The organism is Nonomuraea sp. NPDC049714, assembly GCF_044465295.1.
In the GTDB taxonomy this organism is placed as follows: Bacteria; Actinomycetota; Actinomycetes; order Streptosporangiales; family Streptosporangiaceae; genus Nonomuraea.
In genome coordinates this window covers 98,438-113,674 of record NZ_JBITLM010000018.1, presented here as the reverse complement: position 1 = coordinate 113,674, position 15,237 = coordinate 98,438, and the positions used below count along the sequence as shown (strand labels likewise).

Annotated in this window: 16 protein-coding genes; 7 read left to right on the top strand and 9 right to left on the bottom strand. The window is 72.5% G+C overall.

Annotation, left to right across the window (positions count from 1 at the left end):
• Positions 1-26: 26 nt before the first annotated feature.
• Complete coding sequence (locus ACIBQX_RS45700) at positions 27-563, top strand: hypothetical protein (RefSeq protein WP_397016170.1); 537 nt, start codon at positions 27-29, stop codon at positions 561-563.
• Between the two features lie 5 nt (positions 564-568).
• On the opposite strand, the gene ACIBQX_RS45695 is transcribed toward ACIBQX_RS45700, so the two are convergent.
• Entirely contained in the window at positions 569-1,399 is an 831-nt protein-coding gene (locus ACIBQX_RS45695; RefSeq protein ID WP_397016168.1) for a PP2C family protein-serine/threonine phosphatase, read from the bottom strand.
• 300 nt (positions 1,400-1,699) lie between these two features.
• Here ACIBQX_RS45695 and ACIBQX_RS45690 point away from each other — a divergent pair, with 300 nt between their 5' ends.
• From ACIBQX_RS45690 to ACIBQX_RS45680, 3 genes are read left to right on the top strand one after another with little or no spacing between them, the layout of a single operon-like run.
• Entirely contained in the window at positions 1,700-2,854 is a 1,155-nt protein-coding gene (locus ACIBQX_RS45690) for a sensor histidine kinase (protein WP_397016166.1), read from the top strand.
• Entirely contained in the window at positions 2,851-3,969 is a 1,119-nt protein-coding gene (locus tag ACIBQX_RS45685) for a hypothetical protein (protein ID WP_397016164.1), read from the top strand. The genes ACIBQX_RS45690 and ACIBQX_RS45685 overlap by 4 nt, the downstream gene beginning before the upstream one ends.
• A complete protein-coding gene (locus ACIBQX_RS45680; RefSeq protein WP_397016162.1) occupies positions 3,939-4,643 on the top strand; it encodes a DNA-binding response regulator in 705 nt (234 codons plus the stop codon). The genes ACIBQX_RS45685 and ACIBQX_RS45680 overlap by 31 nt, the downstream gene beginning before the upstream one ends.
• On the opposite strand, the gene ACIBQX_RS45675 is transcribed toward ACIBQX_RS45680, so the two are convergent.
• Together ACIBQX_RS45675 and ACIBQX_RS45670 are read right to left on the bottom strand one after the other, a co-directional pair.
• Entirely contained in the window at positions 4,618-5,280 is a 663-nt protein-coding gene (locus ACIBQX_RS45675; RefSeq protein WP_397016160.1) for a hypothetical protein, read from the bottom strand. The genes ACIBQX_RS45680 and ACIBQX_RS45675 overlap by 26 nt on opposite strands.
• 113 nt (positions 5,281-5,393) lie before the next feature.
• Positions 5,394-5,735 carry a winged helix-turn-helix transcriptional regulator gene (locus ACIBQX_RS45670; protein WP_397016158.1) on the bottom strand — a complete coding sequence of 114 codons (342 nt, stop codon included), beginning with the start codon at positions 5,733-5,735 and terminating at the stop codon, positions 5,394-5,396.
• A gap of 91 nt (positions 5,736-5,826) precedes the next feature.
• Here ACIBQX_RS45670 and ACIBQX_RS45665 point away from each other — a divergent pair, with 91 nt between their 5' ends.
• Complete coding sequence (locus ACIBQX_RS45665) at positions 5,827-6,945, top strand: NAD(P)/FAD-dependent oxidoreductase (RefSeq protein WP_397016156.1); 1,119 nt, start codon at positions 5,827-5,829, stop codon at positions 6,943-6,945.
• A 31-nt stretch (positions 6,946-6,976) separates the two neighbouring features.
• On the opposite strand, the gene ACIBQX_RS45660 is transcribed toward ACIBQX_RS45665, so the two are convergent.
• From ACIBQX_RS45660 to ACIBQX_RS45635, 6 genes are all read right to left on the bottom strand, one after another.
• Positions 6,977-9,181, bottom strand: coding sequence for a xanthine dehydrogenase family protein molybdopterin-binding subunit (locus ACIBQX_RS45660; protein WP_397016154.1), 2,205 nt, complete (start codon positions 9,179-9,181; stop codon positions 6,977-6,979).
• The gene (locus ACIBQX_RS45655) at positions 9,178-10,167 is read right to left on the bottom strand and encodes an FAD binding domain-containing protein (protein ID WP_397016152.1); all 990 of its coding nucleotides are present in this window, start codon (positions 10,165-10,167) and stop codon (positions 9,178-9,180) included. The genes ACIBQX_RS45660 and ACIBQX_RS45655 overlap by 4 nt, the downstream gene beginning before the upstream one ends.
• Positions 10,160-10,714, bottom strand: a complete 555-nt coding sequence (locus tag ACIBQX_RS45650) for a (2Fe-2S)-binding protein (RefSeq protein WP_397016150.1) — start codon at positions 10,712-10,714, stop codon at positions 10,160-10,162. The genes ACIBQX_RS45655 and ACIBQX_RS45650 overlap by 8 nt, the downstream gene beginning before the upstream one ends.
• Positions 10,715-10,854: 140 nt before the next feature.
• On the bottom strand, positions 10,855-12,486 hold the full coding sequence (locus ACIBQX_RS45645) for a GMC oxidoreductase (RefSeq protein WP_397016148.1): 1,632 nt from the start codon (positions 12,484-12,486) through the stop codon (positions 10,855-10,857).
• A gap of 101 nt (positions 12,487-12,587) precedes the next feature.
• Positions 12,588-13,076, bottom strand: a complete 489-nt coding sequence (locus ACIBQX_RS45640) for a carboxymuconolactone decarboxylase family protein (RefSeq protein ID WP_397016146.1) — start codon at positions 13,074-13,076, stop codon at positions 12,588-12,590.
• On the bottom strand, positions 13,073-14,146 hold the full coding sequence (locus tag ACIBQX_RS45635; RefSeq protein ID WP_397016144.1) for a dihydrodipicolinate reductase: 1,074 nt from the start codon (positions 14,144-14,146) through the stop codon (positions 13,073-13,075). Before ACIBQX_RS45635 ends, ACIBQX_RS45640 begins: the two co-directional genes overlap by 4 nt.
• A 103-nt stretch (positions 14,147-14,249) precedes the next feature.
• Here ACIBQX_RS45635 and ACIBQX_RS45630 point away from each other — a divergent pair, with 103 nt between their 5' ends.
• Both ACIBQX_RS45630 and crcB read left to right on the top strand, forming a co-directional pair.
• Positions 14,250-14,876 carry a fluoride efflux transporter FluC gene (locus ACIBQX_RS45630; protein ID WP_397016142.1) on the top strand — a complete coding sequence of 209 codons (627 nt, stop codon included), beginning with the start codon at positions 14,250-14,252 and terminating at the stop codon, positions 14,874-14,876.
• Positions 14,873-15,232, top strand: a complete 360-nt coding sequence (gene crcB, locus ACIBQX_RS45625) for a fluoride efflux transporter CrcB (RefSeq protein WP_397016140.1) — start codon at positions 14,873-14,875, stop codon at positions 15,230-15,232. The genes ACIBQX_RS45630 and crcB overlap by 4 nt, the downstream gene beginning before the upstream one ends.
• Positions 15,233-15,237: the final 5 nt, after the last annotated feature.

The following is a 15,237-nucleotide window of genomic DNA, read 5'->3' as shown; positions in this document are numbered from 1 at the left end:
GCTGGGTTACTGGCAGGCTGGTGGGCATGGAGTTCGGGGTTCGCCAGTTCGAGCTGGCCTTGATGCATCGGATGCGCGACCTCAACGCCGAGAGGGTGGCGGCCGGCATCGAGGCCATGGGCGCCTCGCGGGCCGAGCTGCGCGCCGCGCACACCCAGTGGACCAGGATGATCCACGTCCGCAAGGGCGCGGCCCCGCTGCGGGCCGCCCTCGGCCCGCCGGCCCACCGGGGGCCGCAGCCGTTCGGCAGCCTGACCTGCGAGGTGCTTCGCTGGGCGCTGCCGTCCTGGCCGGGGCTGGAGTACGAAGCCCTGCTCGGCCCCGATGGCGGGCTGTGGAACCAGTGGTTCGTCCGCCCCGGCGCCCCGGCCGCCGTGACCTTCGAGGAGCTGACCGCCTGGCGGTGCGTCGTCGCCGACGTCCAGGCGAGTTTCCCCGGAGCCGCCCACCGCGAAGGCCAGGCCCCGCACCACTGGGCGGTCGACTTCACGCACGAGGGCGCCGCCTACCGCGCCCGTTTCGTGTACGGCCTGTACCAGCGGCTCGACCGGGTGGGCGGCTGACGGGCTCAGACGGTCACGAAGTCCGCGATGATCACCGTGGCGTCGTCCTTCGGCTCGACGGCCGCCATCTCGTCGTACAACCTGTCCAGGCAGACGGCGGGGGAGGCCCCCGCGGCGACCAGCGCCGTCAGCCGCGGGACGCCGAGGGCCCGGATCACCCCGTCGGTGACGATCACGACGCGGTCACCCGGGCGCAGCGGCACGGTGCCGACCTGGGGCACAGCGACCTGGGGCACGGCGACCTGGGGACCGGTGCGGGCCTGGCGGCGGGTGCCGTCCTGGGGGGCGGGGCCGGACGCCGGGCCGGCCGCGTGCGGCGGCGAGCCGTCGCCGGCCCGGTGCGCCGTGGTGAGCAGCCGGGGCTCCGCGCCCTTGGCGCAGTGCCAGATGGCGCCGTCGCCGACGTGCGCGTAGCGCAGGCACGGGCGCTCGCCCGGATCGAGGATGATCAGGTCCAGGGTGCTGGCCAGGCCGGACATGGCCGGCGTGCTCATGGCGGCGGTGCGCACGGCCTGGTGCGCCGCCTCGGCGCAGTCGGTCAGGTCCTCCTCCCGCCTGCCCGGGTGCTGCGGCCGGGCGGCGACCACGGCGCCCAGCGCCAGGGCGGCGGCGCTCTGGGAGAGCTCCGCGCCGCCGACGCCGGCGGCCGCCGCGATCAGCCGCTCCTGGATGACGTACGCGTCGGAAGGGTGGCCGTGCGAGCCCTCGTACGTGCCGCCCACCGCCACCAGCCGGGGCCGCGTGGCCGGCAGGCCGGGAGGCCAGCTCCTGCGCCGGCCGTGCACCGCCATCGCGGACAGGCAGCTGGCCAGGATCGTGACCACGATGAAGGTCATGAGGTCCCCTTTCGTCGCGTCGTCACGACACTGGGCCCGTATCGCGTCGTCGCGACACGGGCCCATTGAACGCTTCCCCGGGGTGATGCGACTGACGGCCGATCGACCGTCATGCCGGGCGGCCGTCGAGGCGGCCAGGGTGTGAAATGCGGCGAATGCCGTACGAAAGACGGCCCGAGGGATACGCCATGCGCCCCATGACCCCATCCGCCGACTTGCCCGGAGCTTTCTGCCGGCTCACCCTCACCCGGTGCGCTATCGTGAGGCCCTTCCTGTGCTCTCATCACGGGCGGGCGGCACGTGACGCACCTCGGATCCACCCGATACGACTCGGCGGCCAGGCAGGTGGAGTCGGCCGTCACGCGCACCGCCACGGGCGTGCGCGGTGTGACGGGTCTGGTGGTGGCCGTCGCCGCGATCCTCGGCGCCGCCGCGCCGGTCTCCTTCCTGTGGCTGGCGCCCCTGCTGACGCTCGAACTCGGGTGGACCGCCCTGTTCCTGCGCCTGGCCTGGCGGCGGCGGCCGCTGCGCGGATGGCAGGTGGCCGGTGATGTGGTCACCACCGTCGCGCTCTGCCTCGCGCAGCGCCACCTGGTGGCGGCGGAGGCGCTCGAAGGCGGGGCGAGCTGGATCGCGGGGCTGGTCACGATGAGCATCATCCTGGCCGTGGTCGCCTGGCCGCCCAGGGTGGCGATCCCCGCCGCGCTGGCCGTCGCGGGGGCGTACCTGGTGGGGATGCGGCTCGCCTCGCCCGCGCAGGACGTCTACGGCACCCTGATGATCCATCTCGTGCAGATCGTCTCGATCGTGCTGCTGATGACGCTCCTGCGCCGCTCGGCCGCGTCCGCCGACGCCTTCCTCCACGGCAGCGCGCGCGCCCAGATCGCGCTCATGGTCGAACGGCTGCGCCGCGAGGACGAGCTGAGGCAGGTCAGCAGCGTCCATGAGACCTCGCTGCACACGCTGACGATGGTCGGCCTCGGCACCTACGACGGGCCCTCGGCGACCCTGCGCGCCCAGGCGGTCACGGACCTGTCGGCGCTGGAGCGGCTGCGCGACAGGCCGCGCGCCGACTCCGCCCCCATCGCCCTGGACGCCCTGCTGGAGGAGGTGGCCGGCCGCGCGACGGGCCTGGAGGTCCACCGGAGCCTGATCCCGGCGACGGTGCCCGGCGACGTGGCCGAGCGGTTCGCCCGCGCCGTCACCGAGGCGCTGGCGAACATCGCCCGGCACGCCGGGGTGCGCGAGGCCGAGCTGGTCTCGTGCCACCGCGCCGGCGAGATCCGCGTGGAGGTCGCCGACGAGGGCGGCGGGTTCGACCAGGACCGGTTACCGCCCGACAGGTTCGGCGTACGCGGCTCCATCCTCGGCACGATGCGCTCCCTGCCCAACGGCGGCGCGGAGATCTCCTCCGGCTGCCAGGGCACGAAAGTGAGCCTGTGGTGGCGGCCATGACCGACGACATCGAGCAGGTGGCGCGGCGCTACATCCGCTACACCGCCATCGGCGCCCTGGTGATCACCATGGCCTGGCACCTCGGCTACGACCTCACCATGACGATCACCGGCTGGCAGGACTACCGCCTGCCGGAGCTGGCGGCGCTCGCCTGGATCGTCCACACCGCGATCGCGGTGATCGCCGCGCTCTCGCTGACGCGCTCCTCCCGCGGCCCGGCGAGAGCACGCGAGCTCGTCGTCGCCGCCCTGGCCGTGGACGTCGCGGTGATCCTGGCCTGCCGTCCCGGGGATCTGCTCGGCCCGATCGACTGGGGCTGGGGATCGGTGGGCTGGCTCGGCGTCGTGCTGCTGTGGAACCGGCCGCGCTGGCGGGCCGAGGTGATCGCGTTCCTGTGCGCGAACGCGGGCATCATGCTGGCGGCGATGGCCGTGACCGGGACGCTCGACCGGGTCTCGATCGCCAAGTACCTGGTGGTGATGGCCGGCAGTGCCACCCTGCAGCTCGGCTACATGGCGGGCAGCCACACCCTGCGCTCCCGCGCGGAGGACGCCGTGCTGCTGGCCCGCAGGCTCGCCGCCGACGACGCCTGGCGCACCTCGGCGCGGACCATCCACGCCGACCGGCTGCGCCGGTACGCCGCGATCCGCGAGGTCGCGGAGTCGCTGCTGGAGCAGCTCGCCGACGGCGCCGATCCGGGCGATCCCCGCGTACGCGAGGACTGCACGGCCGGGGCCATGCGGCTGCGCCGCCTCATCACCGAGCGGGAGGACCTGCCCGACGAGCTGGTGTCGACGCTGCGCCGGCGGATCGACGCGGCCGAGCGGCGCAAGGTCCTGGTGACGGCGCCGCCGTTCGGCGCGGCCCTGCCGGCCCTGCCGGCGGGCGTGCGGGAGGATCTGCTCAGAGCGCCGATCCAGGCACTGGACGGCGCCAGGTCACGGGCCCGGGTCACCGTGTCCGCGATGTCCGCCATGGTGAGCGTGGCCGTCGTGGCCGACAGCGACGACCTGCCCATCAGCGCGGGCCCCGTGCACGAGTCCAGCGGGGTCGTCGTCACCTACCAGCGGCAGGAAGGGGAGGTATGGGTCAACAGCATCTGGCAGGGCGGGTGACGGTAGCCCTGGTGGAGGACCACCAGGTGGTGGTGGACGGGGTCAGGTCGTGGTTCCGGCAGCCGGGGCCGGTGGAGCTGGTCGCCCAGGGGCCCACCATCGAGTCCGTCCAGGGCACGGACGCCGACGTGCTGCTGCTCGACCTGAACCTGAACGGCACCATGGTCATCGACCGGATCGCCGAGCTGTGCGGGGGCGGGCAGCGGGTGGTCGTCTTCTCCGAGCACGAGGAGCCGGAGACGGTGCGCGTGGTGCTGGACGCGGGGGCCTCGGCGTTCATCGGCAAGGGGCGGGCCACGCGGGAGTCCTGCCTGGAGACGCTCCTGGAGGTGGCGGCCGACAGGCCGAGCGTGACGCCGCCGATGGCGCAGGCGATCGCGACGGACGAGAGCCCGCATCGGCCGCAGCTGTCGGACAAGGAGCGGGCCGCGCTGCTGTTCTGGTTCCAGTCGATGTCGAAGGCGTCGGTGGCGGCCCGGATGGGGATCAAGGAGCGCACGGTCCGGCAGTACATCGACCGGGCCCGGATCAAGTACGCGGCGGCGGGCCGGCCCGCGCCCACCAAGGAGAAGCTGCTCGTCTGCGCCATCCAGGACGGTCTCATCAGCCCCGACGAGGTGACCGTCTACACCTCTCTGGCCGCGGAGGTCAGGGACGAGGCCACATCGCGTTGAACCGGTCCGTCGTGGCCCGGTAGGCCCGCTCCTCCACGGGGGTGAGCACGACGTCGGCGCCCAGGCCGGCGGCGGCCAGGCGCTCGCGCAGCAGGATGGTGTCGCCGGTGTCGGCCAGGTCCAGCAGGCCGCTGATGCCGGCGGCCACGGCGACGAGCTCGGCGCCGTCCGGCTCCAGGGCCTCGCGCACCGCGCCCCCGTCGATCGGGCCCCCGTTGATCGGGCCCCTGTCGATGGGGCCCCTGTCGATCGGGCTCCCGTCGGTCCGGCCCTCGTCGGGCAGGCATCCGGCGATCAGACTTCTGCCGAGCACGGCCGCGGCGGCCGACAGCGTCGCCACGTCGATGGGGTCGATGTCGACCAGGCGTAGCGGGACGAGCTCGTCCCTGCCGGGGGAGTAGAGCCGCCCCGCGTGCCAGGCGGCCGCCGCGCGCCGGCCCTGGGTGGGAGCCAGCGCCTGCCACAGCCGCCGCAGCGCGCCCAAGGCCGCGCCGCCGGACAGGGGACCGGGCAGCACCGCCCCGTCCTCCTCGGCGGCCCGCAGGATCAGCAGCGACTCCTCCAGCCGCGCCATGGCGCGGGCCAGGTCCTCGCCCAGGTCGGGCACCAGGACGACGCGGGGGCCTGGGTCGATCATGCGCCGCTTCCGTCGCCGCGCACAGGTGAGGGCGTCACATGCGCGACCATACGCCGCACCCGGCCGCTCCTCCAGCGCTTCGGCGGCACCGCCTCCGCGCTGCCTAGCTCTGCCTAGCTCTGCGCGGGCAGGTGCTCCTCGGCCCAGGCCGAGAGCTGGTGCAGCGCCGGAATGAGGGCCCGGCCCGCCTCGGTCAGCTCGTAGGAGACCGACACCGGAGGTCCTTCGTCCACGGTCCGTGCGATCAGGCCCGCTCTGGTCAGCTCAGACAGGCGGTCCGACAGCACCGAGTCGCTCACCCCGTCGACCGCCCGGGACAGCTCGCGGAAGCCGGCGGGTCCGGGCCCGAGGGTGCCGAGCACGACGCCGCTCCAGCGCTTGCCGAGCAGGGAGAAAGCGCGCGTCAGCCCTTCCTCGGCGCGTATGCAGGCGCCTGTCTCGATCTGCGTGGCCATGGCTCTATGCTAGCCGCAGCGCTGCCACTTTGTTTTTCCTAGTAAGTAGGATTAGCCTAGCTGCGCGTTCATTACTAGCGAGGAGAAACTGATGGCGAAGCATGCTGGACACCGCCCGAGCGTCGTGGTGCTGGGCGGCGGCTACGGCGGGTTCAAGCTGGCCAAGGGGCTCGACGACGTCGCCGACGTGACGCTCGTCGACCCCTCCGAGGCCTTCATGCACAACGTCGCGGCGCTGCGTGCCCTGGTGGAGCCCGAGTGGCTCGATCGAATCTTCATGCCCTACGACCGGCTCCTGACCGAAGGGCGCTTCCTGCGCGATCGGGCCGTGGCGGTCGACGGGCTGAAGGTCACCCTGGCCTCGGGCCGCGAGCTGGAGCCCGACTACCTGATCCTGGCCACCGGGTCGTTCTATCCCTTCCCCGCCAAGACCGACGACCCGGACACCGGGACGGCCCAGGCCAAGTTCCGGGACGCACACCAGAGCATCGTGGACGCTCAGCGGGTGCTGCTGATCGGCGCCGGCCCGGTCGGGCTCGAACTCGCCGGTGAGATCAAGGCGTCCTTCCCCGGCAAGCACGTCACCATCGCCGACAGGGCGTCCGACATCCTGCCCGGCCCGTACGACCAGGCCCTGCGGGACGAGCTCCGCCGCCAGCTCGACGAGCTCGGCGTCGAGCTCAAGCTCGGCAGCGCGCTGCGCGAGCTGCCGAGCGCTCCGCCGGCCACCGCCGCTGCGATCGCGATCGCCACCGAGGGAGGCGACAAGCTGACCGCCGACGTCTGGTTCCGCTGCTTCGGCGTCAAGCCCCACACCGACTACCTGCGCGGCTCGCTCGCCGAGGCCCGCGACCCGCAGGGCTACGTCCAGGTCGACGAGCACCTGCGCGTCAAGGGCCAGGAGCGTGTGTACGCCATCGGCGACATCGCCGACGCCGACCGCAACATGGCGGCCTTCGCCGGCGCGCAGGCCGAGCTCCTCGCCGCGAACCTGCGTGCGCTGATCACCGGCGAGGGTGAGCCCACCACCTACGAGCGGTGGCCCACCCTGATCGTCGTCCCGCTCGGCCCTGAGGGCGGCGCCGGCCAGCTCCCCGGCCAGGACGCCATCGTCGGACCCGACGTCGCCGCCGAGGTCAAGGGCCGCGCCATGCTGGTCGAGGCCAGCGCCGCGCTGTTCGACGCCCCCGCGCCCGCCGGAAGGAGCTGACACCCACCACCGTCCGATCGGCCAGAGGCGGCTAGAGGAGCTGGTCGATCGTGATGGGCAGCGAGCGGATCCGCCTGCCCGTGGCGTGATGGACCGCGTTGGCGATGGCCGCCGCCATGCCGACGAGGCCGATCTCGCCGACGCCCTTCACCCCGATCGGGTTGAACCGGTCAGGCTCGCCGACGAACACCACCTCCATGTCGGGGATGTCGGCGTTCACGGGGATCAGATAGTCGCCGAACGTGGCGTTGGCGATCCGCCCGGTGTCCGCGTCGGTGACCGTCTCCTCGAACATGGCCATCCCGATGCCGCCGACCGTGCCGCCGACGATCTGGCTGGTGGCGGTCTTCTCGTTCAGGATCCGGCCCGCGTCGATCACCGACACCACTCTGGCCACCCGCAGCAGGCCGAGGTCGGGATCGACGCGGACCTCCACGAACCTGGCGCCGAACGGGCCCGCGGGCGCCAGGCCGAGCTCCTGCGGGTCGGCCGGGGTGCTGGCGCCGTCGGCGGTCAGCTCCGTCAGCCCGTGCGCGGCGAGGATGTCGGCGTAGGATTCGCCGCGCCCGGGCGTCCCGATCCGGTGGATACGGCCGCCGGAGACGGTGACCTCGTCGATGCCGCACCCCGCGAGGGGTGAGGTGGGGTCGTGGGCGACCGTTTCCAGAACCGCCCGCAGGAGGTTGCGGCAGGCCGCGTGCACGGCGCTGCCCAGCGCCGCGGTGAGGCCGGATCCGCCCGCCTGAGCCCCCGGCGGCAGGTCGGTGTCACCGAGGTCGAAGGTGACGCGTTCCAGGTCCAGGCCGAGCAGTTCGGCCGACAGCTGGGTCATCACGGTGTAGGTGCCCGTGCCGATGTCGGTCACGGCGCTGCGCACCCACGCCGTCCCGTCCTTCCGTACGGTCGCCCGCGCCTGGCAGGGCGCTTGGTACCAGAAGTAGGAGATGCCGGCGAGGCCGTAGCCGACCAGCCAGTCGCCGTCGCGCGTCGTACCCGGCCGGGGCGAGCGGCGCGACCAGCCGAACAGCTCGGCGCCCACCTCGAAGCACTCGCGCAGCGCCTTGCTCGACCACGGCAGGCCGAGCCCCGGGTGGTTCTCGGCGTAGTTGCGCAGCCGCAGGTCGAGTGGGTCGACACCGAGAGCGTAGGACAGCTCGTCCATGGCCGACTCCAGCGCGAAGTTCCCCTGCGCCTCGCCGGGCGCGCGCATCGAGTTGACCCACGGGATGTTCAGCCGCACCTGCCGGTCGCGGGTGGAGACGTGCGGGCACGCGTACGCCGTCGCTGTGCCGGCGGCGCACATTTCGAGGTTGTCGCCCTCCATCTGCAGCGTGGAGACGCTGTCGTGGTCGATCGCGACCAGCCGGCCGTCCCGGGTGGCCCCGATCGCGACGTGCTGCACTGTGGACGGACGGTGGCCGATGCCGGTGAACATCTCCGGGCGGGTCAGCACCAGCTTCACCGGCCGGTGCACCATGCGCGCGGCCAGCGCCGCCAGCATGACGTGCGGCCAGGGGCGCAGCCCGGCGCCGAAGCCGCCGCCTACGTACGGCGCGAGTACGCGTACCGCTCCCTCCGGGATCCGGAAGACCCGGGACAGGGCCGTGCGGAGCGAGGTGGGCCACTGGGTGGCGTCGTGCACGGTGAGGGTGTCGCCGTCCCAGGCGGCCACCGTGGCGAAAAGGCCCAGCGGGTTGTTGGTGTTCTCCGCCGTGGTGTAGGTCGCCTCGAAGGTGACGTCGGCGGTGGCCAGCGCGGCCCGCGCGTCGCCACGCCGGGTGTCGGCGCCCCACGGGTCGTCGATCCACTCCGCCCGGGGGTCCTCCATGTCGGTCACCGGCTCGTCCCGTTCGTACTCCGCCGAGATCAGCCCGGCCGCGGCCGTCGCCTGCTCGGCGGTGTCGGCCACCACGACCGCGAGGTACTGGCCGTAGTGCAGGATCCTGTCCCCCTGCAGGGGCGGCGGCGGCGCGGACAGGAAGGTGTCCTGGGCCGGATCGAGCGACGGCGCGTTCTCGTGCGTGATGACGGTCAGCACGCCGGGCGCGGACAAGGCCGCGCCGGTGTCCAGCCGGCGGACCCGCCCCGCGGAGATGGTGCTGCGTACGAGCGCGGCGTGCGCCAGGTTCGGGAAACCCACGTCGTTCGGATAGTGCGCGGCGCCGGTGACCTTCATCGGGCCGTCCACCCGGTTCACTCCCGCGCCGACCAGTCTGGCCCGCCCGACCATTGTCATGACGTTCCTCCTGCCGCGTCGCGCAGTGCGCGCACCAGGGTGCGCTTGGCCAGTTCGACCTTGAAGACGGTGCCGGGCACCGTGAACGGATCCCGCACCGTGGCCTCGGCCGCCGCCGCGAAGGCGTCCGGGCCGGCCGGCGCGCCGCGCAGGACCTCCTCGGCATCGAGGGCTCGCCACGGGACCGTCCCGACGCCGCCGAGCGCGACGCGTGCCTCCTGGATCACCGCGCCCTCCAGCCGCAGGGCCACCCCCGCCGACACGAGGGCGAACTCGTAGGAGGCCCGATCGCGGACCTTGAGGTAGGTGGAGCGGGTGCCGGGCGGGAGCAGCGGGATCTCCACGGCGGTGATCAGCTCGCCGTGCGCGAGCACGTTCTCCACGTCCGGGGTGTCGCCGGGCGTACGGTAGAACTCCCGCAGCGGGACGGCGCGCTCGCCCGACCGGCCGCGCAGGTGCACGACCGCGTCCAGCGCGACCAGCGGCACGGCCATGTCGGAGGCGTGCGTGGCGATGCAGTGCTCGCTCGCGCCCAGGATCGCGTGCATGCGCGCGGCCCCTGTCACCGCGGCGCAGCCGGTGCCCGGACGGCGTTTGTTGCACGCCGGGACCGTCGGGTCGCGGAAGTAGCGGCAGCGGGTGCGCTGGAGCAGGTTGCCGCCGATGGTCGCCATGTTCCGCAACTGCACGGAGGCGCCCAGCAGCAGCGCCTCACGAAGGAAGGGCAGGCGCTCCGCCACCGTCCGGTCGGCGGCCAGCTCCTCCATCGTGGTCAGCGCGCCCACCCGGAGCGTGCCGTCGGCCGCGCTGATGCCGCCCAGCGGCAGCCGGGTGATGTCGATCAGCTGGTCGGGCGCCAGCACGCCGTCCTTCATGAGATCCAGCTGGGTGGTGCCGCCCGCGAGATAGGCCGCGGCGGGATCGGCGGTCATCACCGCCACCGCCTGCCCCACCTCGTCGGCCCGGACGTAGGCGAACTCACGCATCGCCGCCACCCGCCCTCGCCGCCCCCTCGCGGATCGCCGCGCCCTGCGCCACCTCGCGGATCGCCGCGACGATGTGCGGATAGGCGCCGCACCGGCACAGGTTGCCGCTCATGAACTCGCGGATGTCGGCGTCCGACCCCGCCCGCCCCTCGGCCTGCAGGCACACCGCCGACATGATCTGCCCGGAGGTGCAGTAACCGCACTGAAAGGCGTCGTGGCGGAGGAACGCCTCCTGCATCGGATGCGGGCCGTCGCCGGTGGAGAGACCCTCGATGGTGGTGATCGAGCGGCCCGCGCACTGTGCGGCCAGGGTCAGGCACGACAAGATCCGCTTGCCGTCCGACAGCACCGTGCAGGCGCCGCAGGCGCCCTGGTCACAGCCTTTCTTGGTGCCCGTGAGAGCCAGCGTGTCGCGTAGCGCGTCCAGCAGGGTCACCCGTGAGTCGACATCGATCACATGGTCGACGCCGTTGACGGTCAACGCCACCGTGACCCGCGGTACGGAGGCCGCCCGCTCCTGATGAGCCGCCTGTCGTGAGTCAGCCATTTACCCCTCGTCTCCGGTCGCGACGCGGGGCCGCGGCCTGTCTCGGCTAACCCACGTACCCTGAAAAACCGAAGAGGAAGGCGAGGGTCAGAAAATTTCGTTCATTTCCTGACATATAGCCCTCGCCCTCCTGGCCGCCGTCACAGATCGGTGGCGATGATCTCCTCGATGTTGCGTTCGGCGAGCGCCGTGATGGTGACGAACGGGTTGACCGTGGTGTTGCCGGGGATCAGGGAGCCGTCGATGACGTACAGGCCGGGATAGCCGGCCAGCCGGCCGTAGTTGTCGGTGGCCTTGTTCAGCACCGCGCCGCCGAGCGGGTGATAGGTGAGGTGGTCGCCCCAGATCTTGTAGACGCCGAACAGGTCCGTCCGGTAGATCGTCCACTCCTTGACGTTGATCTTGTCGAAGATCGTCTTGGCCATGTCGATCGACGGCTGCTTCCAGGAGGTCTGCCAGTCCAGCTCGACCTTCCCGGTCCCGGCGTTGTAGGAGAACTGGGCCCGGTGGGGGTTGTTGGTGATCGACAGGTAGAACGAGGCGAAGGTCTCGATGCCGGTGGGCAGCGGCGCGACCTCGGCGAACGCGCCACCGGCCGCCCAGTTGTCGATGCCTGAGCAGGGAATGGCCGACTGGAGGCTGCCGGTCGGGTCCCACAGGTGGTTGGCCCGGCCGCACATGACGTTGCCGTTGTCGCCCCAGCCCTTGCCGACCTCGTTGTTCAGGCCCGGCAGCGCGCCGGTGGCCCGCAGCTTGACCAGCAGCTTGCTGGTCCCGACGCTGCCGGCGGCGAAGAACACCCGGTCCGCGGTCACGGTCTTGGTGGCCGTGGTGTCGCCGGTGGTGTTCAGCTGGCCGATGACGACCGTGTAGCCGCCGCCACTCGCCGGGGCGACCGAGGTCACCTGGTGCAGGGCCGAGATGGCCACCCTGCCGGTGGCCCTGGCCTGGGCGAGGTAGGTCCTCTGCAGGGACTTCTTGCCGTGGTTGTTGCCGTAGAGGATCTCGCCGGCCAGGGCCGACCGGGTGACGGTCCCGGCCGCCTCCTGCTCCATGTAGTCCCAGTCGTACACGTCGGGCACGAAGACGAACGGGAAGCCCGAACGCTCCGCGTGCTTACGCCCGACCCGTGAGTACTGGTAGCACTCGGTGGAGTCGAACCACGCCGGGTCGATGCCGCCGACCCCCAGCCCGGCGTTGGCGCGCGGGTAGTAGACGCGGTACATCTCCTCGGCGTCGACCGACGGCAGGACGGAGGCGAAGTTCTCCCGCTTGGGCGTGACCGCCATGCCGCCGTTGACCAGCGAGCCGCCGCCGACGCCCCGGCCCTGGTAGACCGTGATGCCGCTGAAGTCCTCGGCGTCCAGGATGCCGGTGTAGCGCGGGATGTCCCTGTCGATCGGGAAACCGAGGAAGTAGTTGAGCGGCGCCTTGGTCCTGGTGCGCAGCCAGTAGGACCGGTAGTCCGGCTCGCGCGTGTTGCAGAAGATCTTGCCGTCGGAGCCGGGCGTGTCCCAGGCCATGCCCATCTCGATCATGTGCACGTCCACGCCCGCCTGGGCGAGACGCAGGGCGGCGACGGAGCCGCCGTAACCGGTGCCGATCACCAGCGCGGCGACGTGCGCCCCGTTGGCGATCGGCGGGGCCGCGGCGGCCCTCCTGACCTGGGCGGCGGCGGGCCCCGCGAGGGCCGCCAGGCCCAGGACGGAGCCGGTTCCGGCGATGAACCCACGGCGCGAGACGGCTCTGGAGACGGGGGGCTGGTCCCTCATGGTGTTCCTCACTCTCGGCGAAGGAGAACGGGTCGTGCCTGGTGCTCGCGCCTTGGTTCACTGGTGAAGTGTCGATCGCCCGCCCCCGCCGCGGGCGCGTGCTATCGATTGACGCCGCTGGGCAGCCTGCACACCGTGTCGAGGCCCAGTACATGGTTGAGCCGGCCGAAGGCCAGCCAGGAGCCGAGGCTCATGCTCAGCTCCACGATCTCCCGCTGGGTGTAGTGCGCGGTCATCCGCGTCCAGAACTCGTCGTCGAGGCCGTGGTGGTCGAGGGCGTACCGCTCGGCGTACTCGGCGGCCAGCCGGGTGCGCTCGTCGAAGGCGTCGGTGGTGCGCCAGTGCGTCACCGCGTCGGCGAACCCCTCCTCGACCTTCCGCCCGTCCCGCTCGGTCCGCCAGTCGAGGCAGAACTCGCACCCGTTGATCTGCGCGATCCGCAGCCGCGCCGCCTCGAACTCGCGCAGCCCGAGGGTCGTGTGGGCGTACACCGACAGGGAGAACTTCGAGGCGGCGATCCCGATGCCGGGGATCATCTCGCCCCACACGTACTCGATCGCGTCCTTGCCCTCGGGGATGTCGATGTTCACGCCGGTCTCCTTCCGAGCCTGCCGGGACGCAGGGGGACGTCGAGCGCGTCGTAGAGCCCCGGTTCGGCGTCCACGAGCCAGTCGACGGCACTCACCAGCCGGGCGACCGCGGTCGCGTTCCCGCCCGCGGATCGGTTCCCGGCCTCGTCGACCGCCTCGACGGTGACCTCGATGCGCGGGTTGCCCTCGATGATCACCCGGTGCGCGCCCGCGCCGTCCGGCGGCGTCGGCCAGTCGGGGGCGCAGGAGGGGTGGATGCGAGTGACGTGCTCGATGACGATACGGGGCTCGCCCGCGACGATCCCCTGCACCTCGAACCGCACCGCGCCCTGGGTGCCCGCCTCGAACTCGCCCATCGCCGGCGTGCTCACCGTGGCGTCGAGCGGGCGCCGGTGCACGCTCTCGCGCAGCTCCTCCAGCTCCACGCCGAGCCCCCTGGCGATCAGCCGCACCTGCCCGCCCCACACCATGGTGGGCACCGTCGGCGCGATCATCGGCGGCTCGTAGTCCATCGGCTGGCCCATGCCGACCAGGTAGCGGACGGAGTTCTGCTGGTCATAGGTGCTGTAGTCGAAGATCTCCTGACAGCGGATCGCGTCCACGGTGGTGCCGAGCCCGCTGATCAGCAGGGGCAGCACGTCGTTGCCCCAGCCGGGGTCGACGCCGGAGACGAACAGCGAGCCGCCGCCGTCCGCGACGGCGGCCAGCACCGCCTCCCGCGTCTCCGGCGGGGCGTTGCGCTGGTCGTAGAGCGCGTACAGGGAAGGGGTGACGACCACGGCGCCGGCCCGGATCGCCCTGACGATGTCGGCGAGCGCGTCGTCGGGGCGGATGTCGCCGGACGCGGCGTACACGACGGCGCGCGGGCGCGTGGCCAGCACCGCGTCCACGTCGCCGGTGGCCGCGATCCCCAGATCGCGGCCGAGCTCGCCGAGCTCGCCAGCGTCGCGGCCGAGCTTGCGGGGGTCGTGGACGAGCACAGCGGCGAGTTTCAGCGCCGGGTGGGCGTCGACGGCCCGGATGGCCGCGCGGCCGATGTTGCCGGTGCCCCAGACAACCGTGGACGTCATGGGCGGAGCGTAGCAAGCGCTTGGTTAAGTGTATAGGGCCCGCACAGGACTGATCGCCGCTTGTGAGAACCGGCCGGTCGGAGGGCTGGATGCTGCCGGTAGGGTGAAAGACGATGCTCTCGTGCTGGACGAGGGCGCGGCGGTGGGGCCCGCCGTTCCCCGGCTCGCCGGGGCGAACCTCGGTCGTGCGCCGACGACGGTCCCTGCCAGATGTGTGGAGTTCATCCTGGTAGGGGGTCATATGCGGGATTCCGGGGCGGACCCGCGACCGCCGGCCGATCGGGCCGAGCCGCGGCCCAGCCCCTGGCCGGTGCTCGCGGCCGTCTCCGCCGGTGGCGTGCTCGGCTCTCTGGCCAGGTACGGGATCTCCACGGCGCTGCCATTCCCACCCGGCACGTTCGCCTGGCCGACCTTCCTGGTCAACGTGTCGGGATGCCTGCTGATCGGCGTGCTCATGGTGCTGGTCGGTGAGCTGTGGAGCGGGCGGCGGCTGCTGCGCCCGTTCCTGGGTGTGGGCGTGCTGGGCGGTTACACCACCTTCTCCACCTATGTCGTCGACATCCACCTGGCGATGGCCGCCGGCCGGGCCGGGACCGCGCTGGTCTACCTGGCCACCACGCTGCTCGCCGCGATGCTGGCGGTGTGGGCGGGAGCGGCCCTCACCGGCAGGGCCGTCGCCGTCGTCCGGGCGAGCGCGGTGCTGCGGGCCGCGGAGCAGGAGGGCGAATGACCCTGCTGCTCGTCGCTCTGGGCGCCGCGGTCGGCGCGCCGCTGCGCTATCTGACCGACCGGCTCATCCGCTCCCGTCACGACTCGGCGTTCCCGTGGGGGACGCTGGCGGTGAACGCGGCCGGGTCGCTGCTGCTGGGGTTCCTGATCGGCCTGCCCGCCGACCCCGCCCTGACCGCCCTGCTGGGCACGGGCCTGTGCGGGGCGCTCACCACCTACTCCACCTTCAGCTACGAGACCCTGCGCCTGACCCAGGAAGGCCCCCGCTTCCTCGCCGCCGTCAACGTCGTCAGCAGCATCGCCGCCGGGCTCACCGCCGCCATGATCGGCCTGGGACTGGCTCAGGTCCTCATCTGACCCGA

Excerpts from the sequence above, each read along its gene's own strand:
- ACIBQX_RS45700 (WP_397016170.1), top strand. The coding sequence starts at position 27 with ATGGAGTTCGGGGTTCGCCAGTTCGAGCTGGCCTTGATGCATCGGATG.
- ACIBQX_RS45695 (WP_397016168.1), bottom strand. The coding sequence starts at position 1,399 with ATGACCTTCATCGTGGTCACGATCCTGGCCAGCTGCCTGTCCGCGATG.
- ACIBQX_RS45685 (WP_397016164.1), top strand. The coding sequence starts at position 2,851 with ATGACCGACGACATCGAGCAGGTGGCGCGGCGCTACATCCGCTACACC.
- ACIBQX_RS45680 (WP_397016162.1), top strand. The coding sequence starts at position 3,939 with ATGGGTCAACAGCATCTGGCAGGGCGGGTGACGGTAGCCCTGGTGGAG.
- ACIBQX_RS45675 (WP_397016160.1), bottom strand. The coding sequence starts at position 5,280 with ATGATCGACCCAGGCCCCCGCGTCGTCCTGGTGCCCGACCTGGGCGAG.
- ACIBQX_RS45670 (WP_397016158.1), bottom strand. The coding sequence starts at position 5,735 with ATGGCCACGCAGATCGAGACAGGCGCCTGCATACGCGCCGAGGAAGGG.
- ACIBQX_RS45665 (WP_397016156.1), top strand. The coding sequence starts at position 5,827 with ATGGCGAAGCATGCTGGACACCGCCCGAGCGTCGTGGTGCTGGGCGGC.
- ACIBQX_RS45660 (WP_397016154.1), bottom strand. The coding sequence starts at position 9,181 with ATGACAATGGTCGGGCGGGCCAGACTGGTCGGCGCGGGAGTGAACCGG.
- ACIBQX_RS45655 (WP_397016152.1), bottom strand. The coding sequence starts at position 10,167 with ATGCGTGAGTTCGCCTACGTCCGGGCCGACGAGGTGGGGCAGGCGGTG.
- ACIBQX_RS45650 (WP_397016150.1), bottom strand. The coding sequence starts at position 10,714 with ATGGCTGACTCACGACAGGCGGCTCATCAGGAGCGGGCGGCCTCCGTA.
- ACIBQX_RS45645 (WP_397016148.1), bottom strand. The coding sequence starts at position 12,486 with ATGAGGGACCAGCCCCCCGTCTCCAGAGCCGTCTCGCGCCGTGGGTTC.
- ACIBQX_RS45635 (WP_397016144.1), bottom strand. The coding sequence starts at position 14,146 with ATGACGTCCACGGTTGTCTGGGGCACCGGCAACATCGGCCGCGCGGCC.
- crcB (WP_397016140.1), top strand. The coding sequence starts at position 14,873 with ATGACCCTGCTGCTCGTCGCTCTGGGCGCCGCGGTCGGCGCGCCGCTG.